The following is a 20561-nucleotide window of genomic DNA, read 5'->3' as shown; positions in this document are numbered from 1 at the left end:
CCTGGCGAGTGACTGCATCGGCAGCCTGCCTGTTTCATGGTAAAGCCCTTACGCGATGCTCCAGGGCTTTACCAAATAATGAAAAAACCGCCGGGAAACGGCGGTTTTTTCATGCCTGCCGAACCGGCTCCGGCCCGATCACGCGGTTGCGGCCCTGGTGTTTGGCCTGATACAGGCGGCTGTCGGCCTCGGCTTGCAAGTCTTCCATGCTGTCGTGGCGGTGGCGATCCAGGCTGGCAACGCCGATGCTGACGGTAACGTTGGTGGAAACCGGTGACGCCATGTGCGGAATGGCCAGCTGCCAGATGTGCTGGCGCAGCGCTTCCGCCAGCTGGCTGGCGGCGCGGGCATCGCAGTGCGGTAGCAGCACGGCGAACTCTTCGCCTCCCAGGCGGGCAATCAGCTGCTCTTCGCCTGCGAACTGCTGTGTCAGCGCTGCGGCCAACTGTCGCAGGCACTGGTCGCCCTCCTGGTGCCCGAAGCAGTCGTTGTAGGCCTTGAACAGGTCGACATCGATCAGCAGCAGCGACAGCTCCTGCTTCAAGGCGCAGGCGGCGGCAAATTCCTGCTGTTTGCGCTGGTCGAACAGCCGGCGGTTGGCCAGCCCGGTCAGGCCGTCGGTGTTGGCAATGCCGTCCAGCTTTTCATTGGCGCGGCTCAGAGCGGCCTGCGCTGCTTCCAGCTGCGCCTGTTGTTCCTGGCGCAGTAGCAGCCCGGAGAGCATTTCGCCCACCAGGCGCAGCAGCGACAGCTCCTTGTCGAGCCAGACCCGGGTGTGGGACACCGCGTCGCAGCCGAAAATGCCCAGTAGCTGTTCCTGCTGCGACAGCGCTACCAGCGCAATGCTCTGGATGCCGTGCTGCTCGAACAGCTCGCGCTCGACATGGCCTTCCTGTGGAATATCGGCCAGGCTGGCATAGGCCAGGAACTGGTGGCGCTGCAGCTGCTGTACGAACCACTGCGACTGCCGTAGCGGGTAGCTTTCGTAATGGCTGGCGGTACTCACGATGCCCGCTGCGCACCATTCCTGGTTGTCGCGGATCAGCATGTCGGGTGTAACGCGGAACAGGTAGCAGCGATCGACACCCAGCAGCGAGCCGATGCGCTCCAGCGCCGTGGCCACCGCCTGGTGCTGTTCGTGCAGCGGCATGTGGACGAAGGCGGTGGACAGTTCCGAGACGAGGTGCTGGAAGCGGCTCAGGTGCTCCAGTTCGGCGGTGCGCAGTGCCACCATTTCCGTCAGCTGATCGCGGTGGCGCGCCTGTTCCCGTTCGTGCTGCTGCTGGCTGCTGTCCTGTTCCTGGTGCTGTTGCTGCAGTAGTTGCAGCGAGGCGGAGAGCTGCTGCAGCTCATTGCTGCTGCTGTCTTCCTGCGGTGGCTGTGTGTTCAGCCGGCCTTGCAGCTGCTGGACCGGGTGCAATACCTGCTGCAGCAAAAAGCGGTAGCAGACCAGGGTCAGCCCGGCCAGTGCGGCCAACATGAGCAGCAGCAGCGTCAGGCTGTCGCGCCACAGCTGTTGTTCCAGCGTGCCCAGCGACAGACCGATGCGCAGCAGCCCCAGCGGCTGGTCGCCGGTACGGGCGGACTGCACTGGCAGCTCCACGATATGGGTAACGGTTTCGTCGCGGCTGCCCAGTTGCAGCAGCACCGAGCCATCGGTGCTGCGCAGGGAAATCTGGCGCACGCCATCCTGCTGCAGCAGGTTTTGCAGCAGTTTCTGGGTGGCAGTTTGATCGACGTCCCATACGCTTTGCGCCAGCATGGGCATCAGCTGCAGTTCGATGCGCTGCGGAATATCGGCCAGCTGCTGCTGCTTGGCACGGTAGCCCTGGTACAGCAGCAGGCCCAGCAGCAGGGCGCCGCTCAGGCTGCAGAACAGCAGGGCGCGCCATAACAGCTGCAGACGCAGGGAGGTAGGTAGCTTCAACACTGGCTTCCTCGGCGCAGCGGCGATTGTCTGCCGCAATAGTCGGGTCGGTCGGGTAACGCTTCATGATATTACCAGCGACTGGCCGACGCCTGCCCAAATGCACATCGCGGTCGCAGGAAGCAGCAAGGCCCGGCATTGCCGGGCCTTGTGACTTGATGCCGCGCGAAGCTTATTGCCCCAGGTGGGAAATCGGCAGCGCGGTGGTCTTCTTGAATTCCTTTAGCACGAAGCTGGATTTCACGTCTTCCACGCCCGGCTGCTGCAGCAGGTCGTCCATCACGAAGCGGGAGAAGTGCTCTAGGTCTTCAAAGTACACCTGCAGCAGGTAGTCCATCTCGCCGGTCATGGCGTAGCAGTTCACCACCTCCGGCCAGCGCTGCACGGCTTCCATGAAGTTTTCCAGGTGGCTGCCGCCACGTTTTTCCAGCGATACGCGCACAAAGGCCTGCAAGCCGAGGCCGATCTTGGCCGGCTCCAGCAGTGCCACGTACTGGCGGATCACGCCGGATTCTTCCAGCTGCTTCAGGCGGCGCAGGCAGGGGGAAGGGGAGAGGGCCACTTTTTCGGCCAGTTCGACGTTGGTCAGACGTCCATTGGCCTGCAATGCGGCCAACATCTTGATGTCGGTTTTGTCCAGGGTAGCCACGGGCATGTTATCTCCTGATTGTCGGTTTGCTCTGGAATATTGTTTTATGTTTTTAATTTTCTCAGCACTATATCGCAAGAAAATTGCCCGCAAGTTTACTTAGAATACTGCGCCATAGCCAGTCATTTCTTAGGCGACAGCAGATCGCCGGGTACTTTCATACAAGAGGAGAACGCCGTGCTGCCGCTTTGCGGTAGCCGCGTGCAGCACCGTTGGCAGTTCCGGCTGTTGGCGGCTGTGTAGCATTTTCATCTCCCTGGTATCCGTGTGTTTGCAGGCGCCTGGCTCACCCAGCACAACATGGCCGCCCGTGGCCGTACAGAGGAGAACAGCATGAAGATGGAACAGCACCTGATGAACCCGCTTGCTACCGATGGCTTCGAGTTTGTCGAATACACCGCACCCGATGCCGACGGCGTGGCCAGGCTCACCGCCCTGTTCCTGTCGCTGGGCTTTATCGAAGTAGCCCGCCACCGCAGCAAGAACGTCAGCCTGTTCCGCCAGGGCGACATCAACTTCATCCTCAATGCCGAATCCTCGCAGCCGGCCAGCGTGTTCGCTGGCCAGCACGGCCCGTCGGCCTGCGCCATGGCCTGGCGCGTGCAGGATGCTGCCAAGGCGTATGAATATGCACTGGCGCACGGCGCCAAACCGTACAGCCGCCCGATCGGCTATATGGAGCTGAACATCCCGGCAGTGGAAGGCATCGGCGGCTCCGCGCTGTACTTCGTGGACCGTTACGGCAGCAAGGACATCTACGACATCGACTTCGTACCGCTGGAAGGCGTGGACCAGCACCCGGCCGGCGTGGGCCTGCGCGTGATTGACCACCTCACCCACAATGTGTTCCGCGGCAATATGGCCAAGTGGGCCGGCTTCTACGAAGGCATCGGCAACTTCAAGGAAATCCGCTACTTCGACATCGAAGGCAAGCTCACCGGCCTGGTGTCCAAGGCGATGACCAGCCCGTGCGGCAAGATCCGCATCCCGATCAACGAGTCCTCCGACGACAAGAGCCAGATCGAGGAATTCCTCAAGCAGTACAACGGCGAAGGCATCCAGCACATCGCGCTGACTACCGATGACATCTACACTACGGTGGAAACCCTGAAGGCACGCGGCACCCGCTTCCTCGACACCCCGGCCACCTACTACGAGAAAGTGGACCGGCGCGTACCGAACCACGGCGAGAACCTGGCCCGCCTGCAGCAGAACAGCATCCTGATCGACGGCGCACCGGTGGAAGGCATCCTGCTGCAGATCTTTACCGAAACCGTGATTGGCCCGATCTTCTTCGAGATCATCCAGCGCAAGGGCAATGAAGGCTTTGGCGAAGGCAACTTCCGCGCGCTGTTCGAATCCATCGAGGAAGACCAGATCCGCCGCGGCGTGCTGTCCGCGGACTAGGAACGAGTCCACAATCTAGCGAGCCAGGGCGAGACAAGGCAAAAACGGTTGAGGAAGCGGAATTTGCACAGCGTAAATGAGCATTCCGAAACCGTTTTTAACGCGGTATCGCCGACGCGCAGCAGATTGTGAGCATGCGCAAAGTTTCGGCCGCGGTGCCGGTGGCAGGGTGTGGACGATCTGGGCCGCCCGGCACCGCCAGCCGAATTCAGGCAGTGAACGCGTGGCCGCAGCCTTCTGGCTTGCGGCCAACGTTTTTTGATACCACGGAGAACACGATGACCCACCCCGCCAACCCGCGCATCCTGTACGGCTATTTCCGTTCCTCCGCCGCCTACCGCGTGCGCATCGCCCTCAACCTCAAAGGGCTGGCTTATGAACAGCAGCCGGTAAGCCTGGTGAAGGGCGAGCAGCGCGGCAGCGACTACCTGGCGCTGAACCCGCAGGGGCTGGTGCCGGCGCTGCTGGACAAGGGGGTGCTGCTCACCCAGTCGCTGGCCATCTGCGAATACCTGGAAGATGCCTATCCGGACACACCGGCCCTGCTGCCCGTTGCCCCGGCGCTGCGAGCGCAGGTACGCGCGGTGGCGCAGAGCATTGCCTGCGATATCCACCCGATCAACAACCTGCGCGTGCTCAATTACCTGAAGAACGAGCTGCAACAGCCGGAAGAGGCGCGCAATGCCTGGTATCGCCACTGGGTGGCTGCCGGCTTTGCCGCGCTGGAGCAGCAGTTGGCCGCAACGGCAGGCCAGTACTGTTTTGGCGATGTGCCCACCCTGGCCGATGCCTGCCTGCTGCCGCAGGTATTCAATGCACATCGCTTTAATGTCGACATGGCGCCGTACCCGCTGCTGGCCGCCATTGCCGGCCGGCTGGAGCACGTGCCGGCCTTTGCTGCGGCGCATCCGTCGCGGCAGCCGGATGCTGCATAAAAAAGCAGCAGATTTGAAAAAACCGTCGATTTCGGCGGTTTTTTCCGGAAAAGCCTTGACGCATAAATCTCGATCTGCTTTAATGCGTCCCTCTGATGCAGCACGCAAGTGCGCGGCAAAGAGGCCAATTAGCTCAGTTGGTAGAGCAACGGATTGAAAATCCGTGTGTCCTTGGTTCGATTCCGAGATTGGCCACCACTCTTTCCTGCAGCAGACATCTGGCCAATTAGCTCAGTTGGTAGAGCAACGGATTGAAAATCCGTGTGTCCTTGGTTCGATTCCGAGATTGGCCACCAGATTATGAAAAGCCGCAATCCTCAAGGGATTGCGGCTTTTTTTCATCTCTACTAGATTCGAAGCAGCGGGGTGGTGCTTGCGGCCATTTCGCGATCTTCGCCGTGCGCTGCCGTGACAGCGGCTGCCGGCAATCCGTAGTGAAAGCCCGTCATGGACATGACTGTTCTGCTTGTGGATGACAATGAAACCAACCTGCTGTTGCTGGCGCATATGGTGCGCCGCATCGACGGCTGCAGGCTGGTGGCCATGACCGAGTCGCAGAGTGCGCTGCACTGGTGCCGCTTCAACACCCCGGACCTGATCCTGACCGACTACATGATGCCGGACATGGACGGCATGGCCCTGCTGCGCGAGCTGCGTGCCATGCCGCAGCTTGCCGATGTCCCCATCGTCATGGTTACCGCCAGTGACATGCAGGGCGTGCGCCAGGACGCACTGGCACTGGGGGCTACCGACTTTCTCACCGAACCGCTGGAGCCGGCGGAAACGCGGGCGCGCATCAACAACCTGCTACGCCTGCGCGAGGCGCAGCAGCGCTTGCGCGAATCAGCCGCGCAGGACCTGATCATGCGCCTGTCGCGCATGGCCGAGTCGCGCGACCAGGCAACCGGGCGCCACCTCGAACGCATGGCGCAGTATTCGTGCATCATCGCCGCCCAGCTGGGGCTGGATGAGCACGTGCAGGAGCTGCTGCTGTTGGCTGCTCCGATGCACGACATCGGCAAGGTGGCCATTCCCGATCACGTGCTGCTCAAGCCCGGCCGCCTGTCGGTGGAAGAGTTCGACACCATGCAGTCGCACGCTGTCCGCGGCGCGGAGTTCCTGCGCGGCAGCAGCTCTCCCTTGCTGGAAATGGCCTATCACATCGCCATGACGCACCACGAAAAATTCGACGGCAGCGGCTATCCCAATGGCCTGGCAGGGGAGGCCATCCCGCTGGTTGGCCGCATCGTGGCAGTGGCGGACGTATTCGATGCGCTCACCTCCGCACGCCCCTACAAGCCGGCCTGGCCGCTGGAAGATGCGCTGGCCTACCTGCAGGAGCAGCGCGGCAGGCATTTCGACCCGCAGGTGGTGGATGCCTTCTTCGCTGCCCGCGAGGAGATCATGGCGGTCTACCTGCAGCTGCGCGACGGGCCGCAGGGGCTGGCGCAGTAATACCGGGCGGGTCAGCCCAGCTTCTTGATATACGCCGCCACGCCGCCCAGCAGCATCTCGATGGAGATGGCGGTGAGGATCAGGCCCATCAGACGTTCCATTGCCGTCATTGCCTGCTCGCCCAGCAGGCGGTGAATCTTGCCGGAGAACAGGAAGACCAGCAGTGTTACCAGCATGGTGATGCTCAACGCGCCTATCCATTCCAGCATGCGCTCCGGTTCGCGGGTGGACATCAGCAGCACGGTGGCCATGGCCGAGGGGCCGGCGATCAGCGGTACCGCGATCGGTACGATGAAGGGCTCGCCGGTGATCTGGTTGGCGCTTTGGCCGCCTTCACCGGGAAAGATCATCTTCAGCGCGATCAGGAACAGGATCACCCCGCCGGCCACGCGCAGGCTTTCGTCGGTCAGGTGCATCACCTCCAGGAAGCCCTTGCCGAAGAACATGAAGGTCAGCAGCACGATGTAGGCGATCAGGCATTCGCGGTACACCACCTTGCGCCGGCGCTCCGGCTTCACCTTTTTCAATGCCGAGATGAACAGCGGGATGTTGCCCAGCGGGTCGGTGATCAGGATTAGCAGTACGGTGGCGGACAGGAAGGATGTGTTCATCGGGCGTTCCGTTGGCGGGATCTCAATAAGAAAAAGGGCGTAACGAGACGCCCTTTTGCACCATAGCTTACAAACAGTCTTATTGACTATCGCTGGATTGGCTATCGTCAGCCGGCTTTTCCTTGCGGTTGGAGCCGGCCACCAGCTCGAAGCCGTAGACATGGCAGGCCAGCGGGCCGTTGAACAGCGGCGGGCGGCTGCTGGTGGACAGGCGCATCAGCGACGGCAGGCGGGTGTCGGCCGTCATGAAGTGCGCGTACCAGCCGGCGAAGTTGCGCTTCAGCCAGGTGGCCAGCAGCGGGTACAGCTCGGCCAGCGCGTCCTGTTCGTCCAGGCGTACGCCGTACGGCGGGTTGCACACGATCAGGCCGCTGTCGGCCGGTGCGGCCAACTCGGTGGCATCGCCGCAGCTGAGGGTAACCAGCGGCTCGATGTCGGCGCGCGCCAGGTTGCGGCGGGCAATGGCCACCAGCTCCGGGTCGCGGTCGTTGCCGTACAGCGGCAATGCGGCCAACTTGCGCTGGGCCAGCACGGCATCGTTGCGGATGCTGTGCCACAGGATGTCGTTGTGGCCGTGCAGTTGCTCGAAGGCGAAGTGGCGCTCGCGGCCCGGCGCGCGGTTCAGCGCGATGTCGGCGGCTTCCACCAGGAAGGTGCCGCTGCCGCACATCGGATCCAGCAGCGGCTGGCTGCCGTTGTAGCCGCTCAGCAGCAGGATGCCGGCTGCCAGGTTCTCGCGCAGCGGCGCCTCGCCGGTTTCCTCGCGCCAGCCGCGCTTGAACAGCGCTTCACCGCTGGTGTCCAGGTAGATCTGCACGTCGAAGCCGGAGATGAACACGCGGATGCGCATGTCCGGGTGGCGGGTGTCCACGCTGGGGCGCTCGCCGCCGGCTTCGCGGAAGCGGTCGCAGATGGCGTCCTTCACCAGCAGCGACACATAGTCCATGCTGCGCAGGCGCGCATGGCCGTCGGTGTTCACCTTGATGGTGCAGCTCACGGCGAACAGTGCCGGCCAGTCGATGGCACGCGCCAGTTCGTAGATGTCGCGCTCTTCGCGGAAGCTGCCCTGGCTCAGTTGCATCAGCAGGCGGCTGGCCACGCGCGAATGCAGGTTGACGCGCATCATCACTTCACGGCTGCCGATGAAGGCGATGCCGCCGTCGGTGAGCTGCAGTTCGCTGCCGCCCTGCTGGGTGATTTCGTCGGCCAGGATTTTTTCCAGGCCACGCGGGCAGCTGGCGAACAGCGCCAGCTCGTTTTCCTGCAGCGCGCGGAACTGGGTCTTCACGAATGCCGTGCGGCCAACCTTGTCGCTGCGTTCGCCACGCTCGCCGCTTTCCTGCTGGCCTTTGCCGAACAGGGTGCGCGGCTGCACCTCGTCGTCACGGCGGAAACCGCCCTCACGACGTTCGTTGTTGCCGAAGCGCGGCTTGTCGAAGCTACGCTCGCCACGCGGCTGGAATTCGCCTTCACGACGTTCGCCGCCGAAGCGCGGCTTGTCGAAGCTGCGCTCGCCACGCGGCTGGAATTCGCCTTCACGACGTTCGCCGCCGAAGCGCGGCTTGTCGAAGCTGCGCTCGCCACGCGGCTGGAATTCGCCTTCGCGACGTTCGCCGCCGAAGCGCGGCTTGTCAAAACTGCGTTCGCCACGCGGCTGGAACTCGCCTTCACGACGTTCGCCGCCGAAGCGCGGCTTGTCAAAGTTACGCTCGCCACGCGGCTGGAATTCGCCTTCACGACGCTCGCCGCCGAAACGCGGCTTGTCGCCAGCGCCGTGGCGCGGTTGATCAAAGCTGCGCGGCGCCTGCTCGCGCGGTGCGTCGGACTGTTCATCGTTCACGCGCTTCAGAAAACTGGTGCGGGGTGCCTGCGGGGCTGCTGCGGCCGGTGCGTCTTCCTGCTCCGGGCGCGGCGGCGGTGCCACGTAGTCCGGGTGTGCCTTGCCGCCACGGCCGGCCACGCGGTCGCGGGTGTAGCGCTTCTCCTGCGGTGCATCTTCCGCTGCCGGCTGCGGGTTGGCCGCAGGTGTTTTGCCGCCGAACAGCGTGCGCGGTTTCTCGATGGCGTGGTCGCCACGTGGCTGGAACTCGTGGCGATGGTGCTGGCTGCCTTCGCGCTTCAGGCCGTCGTTGCGACGGAAGCCGCCTTCATGGTGATCATGCTGCCGATGCTGGCCGTGCTCGCGTTCGCCACGCGGCTGGAATTCACCCTCACGGCGCTGCTCGTTGCCACCAAAGCGCGGCTTGTCGAACTGACGATCGCCACGCGGCTGAAACTCGCCTTCGCGCTTGAAGCCGCCTTCACGACGCTGTTCGTTGCCACCGAAACGCGGCTTGTCGAACTGACGATCGCCACGCGGCTGGAACTCGCCTTCGCGCTTGAAGCCGCCTTCGCGGCGCTGCTCGTTGCCGCCGAAACGCGGCTTGTCGAATTGACGCTCGCCACGCGGCTGGAACTCGCCTTCGCGCTTGAAGCCACCCTCGCGGTGTTCGTTGCCATAGCGCGGCTTGTCGAACTGACGCTCGCCTCGCGGCTGGAACTCGCCTTCGCGCTTGAAGCCACCTTCGCGGTGTTCGTTGCCGTAGCGCGGCTTGTCGAACTGGCGGTCGCCACGCGGCTGGAACTCGCCCTCACGCTTGAAGCCGCCTTCGCGGGGTTTGTCGCCACCGAAACGCGGCTTGTCGAACTGGCGGTCGCCACGCGGCTGAAACTCGCCCTCACGCTTGAAGCCGCCTTCGCGGGGCTTGTCGCCACCGAAACGCGGCTTGTCGAACTGACGGTCGCCACGCGGCTGGAACTCGCCCTCGCGCTTGAAGCCGCCTTCGCGGGGCTTGTCGCCACCGAAACGCGGCTTGTCGAACTGACGCTCGCCACGCGGCTGGAACTCGCCCTCGCGCTTGAAGCCGCCTTCGCGGGGCTTGTCGCCACCGAAGCGCGGCTTGTCGAACTGACGGTCGCCGCGCGGCTGGAACTCGCCTTCGCGCTTGAAGCCACCTTCACGACGCTGCTCGTTGCCACCGAAACGCGGCTTGTCGAACTGGCGATCGCCACGCGGCTGGAACTCGCCTTCGCGCTTGAAGCCACCTTCACGACGCTCCGGGTTGCCGAAGCGCGGCTTGCCCTGAGCCTGGCCGGCGGGCGGCTGTTGCCCCGCGGCAGGGGTGTTGCGCTCGGCAGGCGTGGTGGGCTGACGGCGCAGGGAGGCGCGCTGGCGGGAGCGGAAGGTGGACATAAAGCGGTAATCCTTTGAAAACAATCCACCATTCTAGCCTATTCGCCCGCCCCCCGCTTGGTTGGTGCCAACCTTTGGTTTACCATGGCCGGTTCGATTTCTATAGGCAATGGTGTTTGGCGGTGGAACAGCAATTCGCGCCCAGACTGGTGGCCTGGCAAAAAACGCACGGCAGGCATGGCCTGCCGTGGCAGGTAAGCGACCCGTACCGGGTGTGGCTGTCGGAGATCATGCTGCAGCAGACCCAGGTAACAACCGTGCTCGGCTACTACCCGCGCTTCCTGGAACGCTTTCCCGACCTGGCCGCGCTGGCCGCGGCGCCGGTGGATGACGTGCTGGCCTACTGGAGCGGTCTTGGCTACTACACCCGCGCCCGCAACCTGCACAAGGCGGCGCAGAAGGTGATGAGCGATTTCGGCGGCGCATTCCCGCGCCAGCGCGAGGAGATCGAAACGCTGCCGGGCATCGGCCGCTCCACCGCCGCGGCGATTGCCGCCTTCTGCTTCGGCCTGCGCGAGACCATTCTCGACGGTAACGTCAAACGGGTGCTGGCGCGCTGTTTCGGCGTGGAAGGCTTCCCCGGCGAAAAACAGGTGGAAGCCCAGATGTGGCAGTTGGCCGCACGGCTGCTGCCGCTGGACAACGCCGACATGGTGGCCTACACCCAGGGGCTGATGGACCTGGGCGCCACGGTCTGCACCCGCAGCAAGCCGGCCTGTACCGTGTGCCCGATGGTGGATGGCTGCGTGGCCGCGCGCGACGGCCGCACCGCCGAACTGCCGGTGAAGAAGCCGAAGAAGGCGGTGCCGGAGCGCGAAACGGTGATGCTGCTGGCGCTGCGCCAGGGCGAGGTGCTGCTGGAGCGCCGCCCGCCCACCGGCATCTGGGGCGGCCTGCTGTCGCTGCCGCAGTTCGATTCCACGCTGGCGGTGGCCGACTGGCTTGCGGCCAACGGCGACGGTGAGCTGCGCCCGGCCTGGCCGCCATTACTGCATGTGTTTACCCATTTTAAATTGACCATCACGCCCCAATGTGTGGACCTGGTCCGGCTGGCGGGCAGCGTCTGCGCCGACAATGGCTGGCAGTGGCTGCCGCTGCGCGAGGCGCTGGATGCCGGTGTGCCGGCCCCGGTGCGCCGCCTGCTGCTGCAGGCCTTGTCGGGTGAAGTGCCTACTGAATGAGTTTGCCGCGGCGTTGGCCGCAAGGTTGAGTTGATACATGGTTTCCGTAGTCCGTTCCGTGGCCGATACCCTGGCCGACGCCGCCGATCCAGCCAACTGGCTGGCCCACCTTGGCGCCTCGCTCAGCAGCGAGGAGCGCGCCATGCTGACCCGCGCCTTTGATGCCGCGCGCGAGCTGTACGCCGGCAAGACCCTGCCGCACACCGGCGAGGACGTGTTCAGCCACGCGGTGGCTGCCGCCGCTATCGTGGCCGATCTCAACCTGCTGCCGGATGCGATTGCTGCCACGCTGTTGTTCGCGGTGCCGGAATACCGCAGCGACTGGCAGGAATGGCTGCCCAAGGGCTTCAACCGCACCGTGCTGACGCTGGTGGAAGGCGGCAACCGTGTGCAGCGCCTCACCGAACTGGCGCGCATCGACAAGCTGGCTACGCCGGACGATCGTGCCAGGCAGGCGGAAACCATGCGCAAGATGCTGCTGGCGATGGTGGCCGACATCCGCGTGGTGCTGATCGAGCTGGCCTGGCGCACCCAGACCATGCACTACCTGGCCGAGGTGCCGGACGAGCGCGTGCGGCGGCAGATCGCGCAGGAAACGCTGGACCTGTTCGCGCCGCTGGCCAACCGCCTGGGGGTGTGGCAGATCAAGTGGGAGCTGGAAGACCTGGGCTTTCGCCATACCGAGCCGGAGCAGTACAAGAAGATTGCCAAGCTGCTGGACGAGCGCCGGCTGGAGCGCATCGACTATATCGAGCGCGTGCTGGACACCCTGCGCGCCGAGCTGAAAAAGGCCGGCATCAAGGGTGAAGTGGCCGGGCGGCCCAAGCACATCTATTCCATCTGGAAGAAGATGAAGAAGAAACGGCTCGATTTCTCCGAGCTGTACGATATTCGCGCGGTGCGCATCCTGGTGGAGCGGCTGCCGGACTGCTACACCGTGCTGGGCCTGATCCACAGCATGTGGCAGCCGATTCCCGGCGAGTTCGACGACTACATCAGCAACCCCAAGGCCAACGACTACCGCAGCCTGCACACCGCGGTGATCGGCCCGGAAGACCGCGGCGTGGAGGTGCAGATCCGCACCTTCGAAATGCACGAGCACGCCGAGTTCGGCGTGGCGGCGCACTGGCGTTACAAGGAAGGCGGGCAGGGCGATGCGCAGTACGAGGAGAAAATCTCCTGGCTGCGCCAACTGCTGGACTGGCGCGAGGAAATGTCCGGCTCCGACAAGGACGACCTGGCCGACGCCTTCAAGACCGAACTGTTCTCCGACACCATCTACGTGCTGACGCCGCAGGGCCGGGTGCTGGCGCTGCCGCATGGCGCCACCCCCATCGACTTTGCCTACTCGCTGCACACCGACGTGGGCCACCGCTGCCGCGGCGCCAAGGTGGAAGGCAATATCGTGCCGCTGTCCACCCCGCTGCAGAACGGCCAGCGGGTGGAGATTCTCACCGCCAAGGATGGCGGCCCGTCGGTGAACTGGCTGCACGAAGGCTGGGTGAAGAGCCCGCGCGCCATCTCCAAGATCCGCCAGTTCATCCGCCAGCAGAATGCCGACGCGGTGCGCGAGAGCGGCCGGCAGGTTTTCGAGCGCGAGCTGGCGCGCCACCCGCATGTGCAGCCCAATCTGTCGGCACTGGCCGAGAAGCTGGGCTACGACCGGCTGGACGAGCTATACGGCGCCATCGGCCACGGCGAAGTGAGCCTGCGTGCGATGGTCAACGCCATCGAAAGCTTTGCGCCGCCGCCGGTGGTGGAGTTGACCGCCGACGACATCATCCGCCGCAGCAAGGGCAGCCATGATGCCGGCGGCGTGCTGATCGAAGGCGTGGGCAACCTGATGACCATCCTCGCCAAATGCTGCAAGCCGGCGCCGCCGGACAGCGTGGTGGGCTTCGTCACCCGTGGCCGCGGCATCTCCATTCACCGCAGCAACTGCATCACCCTCAAGCGCCTGTCGGCCGATGCGCCGGAGCGGCTGATCTCCGCCGACTGGGGCGAGCAGAAGAGCAGCGTGTTCCCCATCGACCTGGAGGTGCACGCCGCCGATCGCCCGGGGCTGCTGCGCGATATTTCCGACGTGTTCTCGCGCGAGAAGCTCAACGTCATCGGCGTCAACACCCTGTCGCGCAACCAGAAGGCCAAACTGCGCTTCACGGTGGAGGTGCGCCACGTGCGCGACATCAGCCGCGTACTGGCGCATGTGATGGAAGTGCGCGGGGTGCAGGAAGCACGCCGCGTCTAAGGTGCGACAAGGTTGGCCGCATGCGGCCAACCTTGGGGAGGCAGACATGCAGGACGCGGTAAACACGGCGCGGCTGGCGCTGTCGCTGATGGATCTCACCACTCTGAACGATGACGACACGCGCGACACGGTGCGTGCACTGTGCGCCCAGGCCGGCAGCGCTGCCGGCACCGTGGCGGCGGTATGCGTCTACCCGCGCTTCGTGGCGGACGCGCGCAAGGCGCTGGCCGCCGCCGGCCTGCCGCAGGTGCGGGTGGCCACGGTGGCCAACTTCCCGCATGGCGACGGTGACATCGCCATCGCGGTGGCGGAGACCCGTGCCGCCATCGCCTACGGCGCCGACGAGGTGGACGTGGTGTTCCCCTGGCGCGCGCTGCTGGCTGGCAATGCCGCGCTAGGCGCCGAGCTGGTGTCGGCCTGCAAGGTCGCCTGCGATGGGCGGCTGCTGAAAGTGATCATCGAAAGCGGCGAGCTGGCCAGCCCGGCGGCCATTCGCCAGGCCAGCGAGATCGCGCTGGCAGCCGGCGCCGATTTTCTCAAGACTTCCACCGGCAAGGTGGCGGTGAATGCCACGCCGGAAGCCGCGCGCATCATGCTGCAGGCGATACGTGACAGCGGCCGCGACGCCGGCTTCAAGGCGGCGGGCGGGGTGCGCACGCTGGCCGATGCCGCCGTCTACCTGCAACTGGCGCGGGACATCATGGGGGCCGCCTGGCTGACGCCGGCGCACTTCCGCTTTGGCGCCTCCGGCCTGCTGGCCAATCTGCAGGCGGTGATCGCCGGCCAGGCGGCGGCACCCGGCCGCGGCTACTGAGGCGCTTGCCGCACCCTGGCCATGGCGCGATGATGCGCGATGACAGCAGCACAGAACAGCCAAGGAGACTGCCATGAGCAAGCGACGCGCCATCCTGCTGGTGCTGGATTCGCTGGGCATCGGCGCCAGTGCCGATGCCGACCGCTTCGGTGATGTCGGCAGCAATACCCTGGGCAGCATTGCCCGCGCTGCCGCCAGTGGTGCGGCCAACGTCGGCCGCAGCGGGCCGCTGTGCTTGCCCAATCTATCGGCGCTGGGGCTGGCGCATGCCTGTGAGCTGTCCTCCGCTTATTTCCCTGCGGGCATGGCGCGCGCGGCGCCGATTGCCGCCTACGGCTATGCGCGCGAGCTGTCCAGCGGCAAGGACACGCCGTCCGGGCACTGGGAGATCGCCGGCGTGCCGGTGCTGTTCGACTGGGGCTATTTCAGCGCGCGGGAGAACAGCTTTCCGCCGGCACTGCTGGCCGCCATCATGCGCGAGGCCGTTCTGCCGGGCTGGCTGGGCAACTGCCACGCCAGCGGCACCGAGATCATCGACCGCCTGGGCGCGGAGCACATGGCCAGCGGCAAGCCCATCTTCTATACCTCGGCCGATTCGGTGTTCCAGATCGCCTGCCATGAGCAGACGTTCGGGCTGCAGCGGCTGTACGCGCTGTGCGACATCACCCGCCGCCTGCTGGCGCCGTACAACATCGGCCGCGTGATCGCGCGGCCCTTTGTTGGCGATGCGCCGGGCAGCTTTGTGCGCACCGGCAACCGCAAGGACCTTGCACTGCCGCCACCGGCGCCCACCGTACTGCAGAAGCTGGCCGAGGCCGGTGGCGAAGTGGTGTCCATCGGCAAGATCGCCGACATCTATGCCCACATCGGCATCACCCGCAAGGTGAAAGCCACCGGGCTGGACGAGCTGTGGCAGCAAACCCTGGCGGCAATGGATGCCACGCCCGGCCACAGCATCATCTTCACCAACTTCGTCGATTTCGACTCCAGCTACGGTCATCGCCGCGATGTGGCGGGCTATGCCCGCGCGCTGGAAGCCTTCGACGCGCGCGTGCCGGAGTTGCTGGCACGGCTGGGCGACGACGATATCGTGATCCTCACCGCCGACCACGGCTGCGACCCGACCTGGCCGGGTTCCGACCACACCCGCGAGCATATTCCGGTGCTGTGCTACGGCCGGCAGGTGGCGGCGGGCAGCATCGGCGAGCGCGCCAGCTTCGCCGACATCGGTCAGAGCGTGGCCGCCTGGCTGGGGCTGCCAGCGATGGACTACGGGACGTCGTTTCTGGCGTCATGATTTTTGTGCCGGGGAAATACACGGACGGATACGGACGTTTCCCCGGCGCGACCACCCGGCGGTGCCTGGCGCACCGATCCCGCGCGGCACAGGCCGCGGCTGCCGTGTAACGGGCGCCGCCGGGCAATACCAGGAGGCTGAAACATGGCAACACCGCATATTGGCGCGGAACAAGGCGATTTCGCCGACATCGTGCTGATGCCGGGCGACCCGCTGCGCGCCAGGCTGATCGCGGAAACCTATCTGCAGGACGCAGTGCAGGTGACCTCAGTGCGTAATGTGTTTGGCTACACCGGCAGCTACCGCGGCCGCCGGCTGTCGGTAATGGCGCACGGCATGGGCATTCCCTCGGCCAGCATCTATGCCACCGAGCTGATCAAGGATTACGGCGTGGGCACGCTGATCCGCATCGGCTCCTGCGGCTCGGTAGATGGCGCGCGTCTGGGGCTGCGCGACGTGGTGGTCGCCATGGGGGCCTGCACCGACAGCAAGGTCAACCGCATGCGCTTTCTCGACCATGACTTTGCCGCCATTGCCGACTTCCAGCTGCTGCGCACCGCGGTGGATGCCGCCGCGCGGCTGGGCAAGCCGGTGCAGGTGGGCAATGTGTTTTCCTCCGACCTGTTCTACGGCGTGCAGCCGCAGCTGCTGGACGTGCTCAAGGGCATGAACGTGAATGCGGTGGAAATGGAAGTGGCCGGCATCTACGGTGTTGCGGCGCAATACGGTGCACGGGCGCTGGGCATACTCACGGTGTCGGATGTGATTCCCACCGGCGAGGCGATGGATGCAGAAGCGCGGCAGACCAGCTTCCACGACATGATGGAAATCGCGCTGGAAACCGCTCTGGCGCTGTAATCCGGCCTGGCAGCCGCACGTCTGACGCAGCCGGTGTTGGCCGCATGTGGTATGCGGCCAACCTTTTTGATGCGGCGCACAAAAAAATCTTGCCAAAATCAAATGCCCGCATGATAATCAAAGCGCATCAGGACGTTTCACCCTCAGTGTGCGTTTTGGTGTTGTCTCCTCCATCCTCCTTCAATAGGTGGAACTTGGCGCAATCAGACCGTCTGATTGCGCTCTTTTTTTGCTTTTGCCACCTGTTGTTGCGTTCCGGCTTTTCCATTGCCGCACAAGACCTTGAACCGGCAGTTTGGTTTGACAGCCATAACCTCACTGTAATAGAATCCGGAACTTTCAAGAATTACGATGGAAGAGTTTCCATGAAGACCTTTTCTGCCAAGCCGCATGAGGTAAAGCGCGAGTGGTTCGTGGTCGACGCCCAAGACAAAGTACTGGGTCGTCTCGCTGCTGAAATCGCTCGTCGCCTGCGTGGCAAGCACAAGCCGGAATTCACTCCGCACGTTGATACCGGCGATTACATCGTTGTCGTTAACGTAGACAAACTGCGCGTTACCGGTAACAAGGCACTGGACAAGAAGTACTACCGTCACTCCGGCTACCCGGGCGGTATCTACGAACGCAATTTCACCGAACTGCAAAACCAGTTCCCGGAGCGCGTTCTGGAAAAAGCCGTGAAGGGCATGCTGCCGAAAGGTCCGCTGGGCTACGCCATGATCAAGAAGCTCAAGGTATACGCCGGCGCAGAGCACCCGCACGCCGCACAACAGCCGAAAGTGCTGGAATTCTGATTCTCGAGGCAACATAGATGAACGGTAAATACTACTACGGCACTGGCCGTCGCAAGAGCTCCGTAGCTCGTGTGTTCATGCAAAAGGGCTCCGGTCAGATCATCGTTAACGGCAAGCCGGTTGACCAGTATTTCGCTCGCGAAACCGGTCGCATGGTTATCCGTCAGCCGCTGCAGCTGACCGAACACCTGGAATCGTTCGACATCATGGTCAACGTTTCCGGTGGCGGCGAAACCGGCCAGTCCGGCGCGATCCGCCTGGGCATCACCCGTGCCCTGATCGACTTCAGCGCCGAGCTGAAGCCGACCCTGTCCACCGCTGGCTTCGTTACTCGCGATGCCCGTGAAGTGGAACGTAAGAAAGTTGGTCTGCGCAAGGCCCGTCGTCGCAAGCAATTCTCCAAGCGTTAATCTGCTTGTTGCGATGTTCGAAAAGCCACCGCTTGCGGTGGCTTTTTTGTTTTGGCCAAGCGCTTTCGCGTAGCGAAGGGCTTGACAGTACAAGTAGGAAGGCTGCCGCTGCTATTGGTATGGCAGTACCCGCCACCGCAAGTTGGCCGCAGCCGGCAGCCACCGTTCGCGGTGGCTTTTTTCTTTGTTGCATTGCACTGTCGCACTCCTTAACATGTCGCCTTTGCGACATTTATTTACATCAAGGAGCCTCGCATGATCAAAGTGGGCATCGTCGGCGGCACCGGCTACACCGGTGTCGAGCTGTTGCGTCTGTTGGCCAACCATCCGGGGGCGGAGGTGGTCGCCGTTACCTCGCGCAAGGAAGCCGGCATGAAGGTGGCCGAGATGTTCCCGTCGCTGCGAGGCCGTGTGGATGTGGCGTTTACCACGCCGGACGAAAGCGATCTCAAGCAGTGCGACGTGGTGTTTTTCGCCACCCCGCACGGCGTGGCCATGGCGCAGGCGCGCGAACTGCTGGAAGCCGGGGTGAAGGTTATCGACCTGGCGGCGGATTTTCGTCTGAAAGACCCGGCGGTATTCGCCAAGTGGTACGCCATGGAGCATAGCTGTACCGACCTGCTGGATGAGGCGGTATACGGCTTGCCGGAAGTGAACCGCGAGGCAATCAAACAGGCGCGGCTGATCGGCATGGCCGGCTGCTACCCGACCTCGGTGCAGCTTGGTCTGCTGCCGTTGCTGGAAGGTGGCAAGCAGTATATCGATAGCCAGAGCCTGATCGCCGACTGCAAGTCCGGCGTGTCCGGCGCCGGCCGCAAGGCCGAGGTGGGCACCCTGTTTGCCGAGGCCGGTGACAACTTCAAGGCCTACGGCGTGAAGGGCCATCGCCATTCGCCGGAAATCGAGCAGGGGCTGAGCACCATCCACGGCGCGCCGGTAAAGCTAACCTTCGTGCCGCACCTGACACCGATGATCCGCGGCATCCATTCCACCATCTACGCCCGCATCCAGCCGCAGGGCCGCGATGTGGACTATCAGCAGCTGTTCGAGCAGCGCTTTGCCGGCGAGCCGTTCGTGGACGTGCTGCCGGCCGGCAGCTGCCCGGAAACCCGCTCGGTACGCGGCAGCAACACCGCGCGCATTGCGGTGCATCGCCCGAACAATGGCGATCTGCTGATCATCCTGGTGGTGGAGGACAACCTGGTGAAAGGCGCGTCCGGCCAGGCGGTGCAGGTGATGAACCTGATGTTCGGTCAGCCGGAAAACGCCGGTCTGGACATCGTGCCGCTGCTGCCTTGAACTTGAAAGCTCGCCAAGCGGCCCAATATCCGACTAAAATACTAGGATGAAAGGCCGCCGGCGCGGCCTGTCCCGTTGTGAAAGGCTTGAGACATGACTGCTGCAACCGAAACCCTGTCCCCGATCATGTTTACCGACGCTGCATGCGACAAGGTGCGCGACCTGGTGGCAGAAGAGGGTAATCCTGACCTGAAACTGCGCGTGTTCGTGACCGGTGGTGGCTGCTCCGGCTTCCAGTACGGTTTCACGTTTGACGAAATCGCCAATGAAGACGATACCTCTATTGAACGTGGTGGCGTGGTGTTCCTGGTCGACCCGATGAGCTACCAGTACCTGGTGGGCGCCGAGATCGATTACCAGGACAGCCTGGAAGGCTCGCAGTTCGTGATCCGTAACCCGAATGCCCAGACCACCTGCGGCTGTGGTTCCTCGTTCTCGGTATAATCCGGTCCTTGCACCACGGAAACCCGGGTCTGCGCCCGGGTTTTTTATTTTGCGGAGAACGGCATGCAGAACAAGGTTCCGCCAATCGAGCTGCCCAAGTTCGAGCTGAAGCGCGAATTCGCTTTCAATGATCACGACTTCGAGCGCATTCGCGCGCTGATCCACAAGGAAGCCGGCATCGCGCTCAACCCCACCAAGAAGGACATGGTGTACGGCCGGCTGGTGCGCCGCATCCGCGAGCTGAAACTGCCATCGTTTGCCGCCTATATCGACTTTCTGCAGAGCCTGGCCGGCAAGCGCGAGTTCGAACAGTTCGTCAATGCGCTCACCACCAACCTCACTTTCTTCTTCCGCGAAGAGCATCACTTCCACATTCTGGACAGCTTTCTGCGTTCGCTGACCGGCAAGGGCGAGATCAATATCTGGTGCTCGGCGGCCTCGTCCGGCGAGGAGCCGTACTCCATCGCCATGACGGCGCTGGAGGCGTTTCCCGGCAGCAAGCCGCCCATCCACATCATGGCCACCGACCTGGATACCAGCATGCTGGATGCTGGCCGCAAGGGCATCTACAGCGCGGAAAAAGTGGCCAAGCTGCCGGCGGGCTATGCGGTGAAGTACTTTGACAAGCAGCCTGATGGCAGCTTCCAGGCCAAGCCGCTGCTGCGCGACATGATCCAGTTTTCGCGGCTGAACCTGATCGACAGCAGCTGGGGCATCCGCAAGCAGTTCGATGCCATCTTCTGCCGCAACGTGATGATCTATTTCGACCGCGATACCCAGTTCGCGGTGCTGAAGAAGTTTCACCCGCTGATCAAGCCGCACGGGCTGCTGTTTGTCGGCCACTCCGAAAACTTCTATTTCGCTTCCGACTACTTCACCCTCAAGGGCAAGACGGTGTACCAGCTGACGCCCGGCAAGGCCTGACGGCTTGGCATGCTGCGCCCGCAGCATTACTATGCCCTTGTCTGACAATAAACGGCCCCATGCGGGCCGTTAGTTC

Annotated in this window: 17 protein-coding genes and 2 tRNA genes; 15 read left to right on the top strand and 4 right to left on the bottom strand. The window is 63.7% G+C overall.

What is annotated here, in order from left to right; genetic code table 11:
• Positions 1–109: 109 nt before the first annotated feature.
• Both PSELUDRAFT_RS02275 and PSELUDRAFT_RS02270 read right to left on the bottom strand, forming a co-directional pair.
• A complete protein-coding gene (locus tag PSELUDRAFT_RS02275; RefSeq protein WP_088965315.1) occupies positions 110–1927 on the bottom strand; it encodes a diguanylate cyclase in 1818 nt (605 codons plus the stop codon).
• Between the two features lie 172 nt (positions 1928–2099).
• Positions 2100–2582 carry an Lrp/AsnC family transcriptional regulator gene (locus tag PSELUDRAFT_RS02270; RefSeq protein ID WP_088965314.1) on the bottom strand — a complete coding sequence of 161 codons (483 nt, stop codon included), beginning with the start codon at positions 2580–2582 and terminating at the stop codon, positions 2100–2102.
• 327 nt (positions 2583–2909) lie between these two features.
• Here PSELUDRAFT_RS02270 and hppD point away from each other — a divergent pair, with 327 nt between their 5' ends.
• The 5 genes from hppD to PSELUDRAFT_RS02245 all read left to right on the top strand — a co-directional run bounded on the left by hppD (position 2910) and on the right by PSELUDRAFT_RS02245 (position 6373).
• Positions 2910–3983 carry a 4-hydroxyphenylpyruvate dioxygenase gene (hppD, locus tag PSELUDRAFT_RS02265; protein ID WP_088968355.1) on the top strand — a complete coding sequence of 358 codons (1074 nt, stop codon included), beginning with the start codon at positions 2910–2912 and terminating at the stop codon, positions 3981–3983.
• A 278-nt stretch (positions 3984–4261) separates the two neighbouring features.
• Positions 4262–4918, top strand: coding sequence for a maleylacetoacetate isomerase (gene maiA / locus PSELUDRAFT_RS02260; RefSeq protein WP_088965313.1), 657 nt, complete (start codon positions 4262–4264; stop codon positions 4916–4918).
• A gap of 122 nt (positions 4919–5040) precedes the next feature.
• Positions 5041–5116 (top strand) — tRNA-Phe (locus PSELUDRAFT_RS02255).
• Positions 5117–5138: 22 nt separating this feature from the next.
• Positions 5139–5214, top strand: a tRNA-Phe gene (locus tag PSELUDRAFT_RS02250).
• Between the two features lie 157 nt (positions 5215–5371).
• Complete coding sequence (locus PSELUDRAFT_RS02245; protein WP_088968354.1) at positions 5372–6373, top strand: HD domain-containing phosphohydrolase; 1002 nt, start codon at positions 5372–5374, stop codon at positions 6371–6373.
• A gap of 11 nt (positions 6374–6384) precedes the next feature.
• On the opposite strand, the gene PSELUDRAFT_RS02240 is transcribed toward PSELUDRAFT_RS02245, so the two are convergent.
• Positions 6385–6984, bottom strand: a complete 600-nt coding sequence (locus PSELUDRAFT_RS02240) for a MarC family protein (protein ID WP_088965312.1) — start codon at positions 6982–6984, stop codon at positions 6385–6387.
• 79 nt (positions 6985–7063) lie between these two features.
• Complete coding sequence (locus tag PSELUDRAFT_RS19985; protein WP_088965311.1) at positions 7064–10216, bottom strand: THUMP domain-containing protein; 3153 nt, start codon at positions 10214–10216, stop codon at positions 7064–7066.
• Positions 10217–10338: 122 nt separating this feature from the next.
• Between PSELUDRAFT_RS19985 and mutY the strand changes: the two genes are divergently transcribed.
• From mutY to PSELUDRAFT_RS02185, 10 genes are all read left to right on the top strand, one after another.
• Positions 10339–11397 (top strand): A/G-specific adenine glycosylase, encoded by a 1059-nt coding sequence (gene mutY, locus PSELUDRAFT_RS02230; protein ID WP_088968353.1) that lies wholly within the window; start codon positions 10339–10341, stop codon positions 11395–11397.
• Positions 11398–11434: 37 nt separating this feature from the next.
• Positions 11435–13645, top strand: a complete 2211-nt coding sequence (locus PSELUDRAFT_RS02225; RefSeq protein WP_088965310.1) for a bifunctional (p)ppGpp synthetase/guanosine-3',5'-bis(diphosphate) 3'-pyrophosphohydrolase — start codon at positions 11435–11437, stop codon at positions 13643–13645.
• A gap of 46 nt (positions 13646–13691) precedes the next feature.
• Positions 13692–14459, top strand: a complete 768-nt coding sequence (gene deoC, locus PSELUDRAFT_RS02220) for a deoxyribose-phosphate aldolase (protein ID WP_088965309.1) — start codon at positions 13692–13694, stop codon at positions 14457–14459.
• Positions 14460–14532: 73 nt separating this feature from the next.
• Positions 14533–15756: a phosphopentomutase gene (locus PSELUDRAFT_RS02215; RefSeq protein WP_088965308.1), complete on the top strand. Its 1224-nt coding sequence runs from the start codon at positions 14533–14535 to the stop codon at positions 15754–15756.
• A gap of 144 nt (positions 15757–15900) precedes the next feature.
• Positions 15901–16614 (top strand): purine-nucleoside phosphorylase, encoded by a 714-nt coding sequence (gene deoD / locus PSELUDRAFT_RS02210; RefSeq protein WP_088965307.1) that lies wholly within the window; start codon positions 15901–15903, stop codon positions 16612–16614.
• Positions 16615–16979: 365 nt separating this feature from the next.
• Positions 16980–17408: a 50S ribosomal protein L13 gene (gene rplM, locus PSELUDRAFT_RS02205; RefSeq protein ID WP_088965306.1), complete on the top strand. Its 429-nt coding sequence runs from the start codon at positions 16980–16982 to the stop codon at positions 17406–17408.
• Positions 17409–17425: 17 nt separating this feature from the next.
• The gene (gene rpsI, locus PSELUDRAFT_RS02200; RefSeq protein ID WP_088965305.1) at positions 17426–17818 is read left to right on the top strand and encodes a 30S ribosomal protein S9; all 393 of its coding nucleotides are present in this window, start codon (positions 17426–17428) and stop codon (positions 17816–17818) included.
• 255 nt (positions 17819–18073) lie between these two features.
• Positions 18074–19117 (top strand): N-acetyl-gamma-glutamyl-phosphate reductase, encoded by a 1044-nt coding sequence (argC, locus tag PSELUDRAFT_RS02195; RefSeq protein WP_088965304.1) that lies wholly within the window; start codon positions 18074–18076, stop codon positions 19115–19117.
• Positions 19118–19210: 93 nt separating this feature from the next.
• Positions 19211–19561 carry an iron-sulfur cluster insertion protein ErpA gene (erpA, locus tag PSELUDRAFT_RS02190; RefSeq protein ID WP_088965303.1) on the top strand — a complete coding sequence of 117 codons (351 nt, stop codon included), beginning with the start codon at positions 19211–19213 and terminating at the stop codon, positions 19559–19561.
• A 63-nt stretch (positions 19562–19624) separates the two neighbouring features.
• The gene (locus PSELUDRAFT_RS02185) at positions 19625–20485 is read left to right on the top strand and encodes a protein-glutamate O-methyltransferase CheR (protein ID WP_088965302.1); all 861 of its coding nucleotides are present in this window, start codon (positions 19625–19627) and stop codon (positions 20483–20485) included.
• Positions 20486–20561 lie beyond the last annotated feature (76 nt).

The sequence above is a fragment of the Vogesella sp. LIG4 genome, from assembly GCF_900090205.1.
GTDB lineage: Bacteria > Pseudomonadota > Gammaproteobacteria > Burkholderiales > Chromobacteriaceae > Vogesella.
This window is presented reverse-complemented; position numbering and strand designations above follow the sequence as displayed.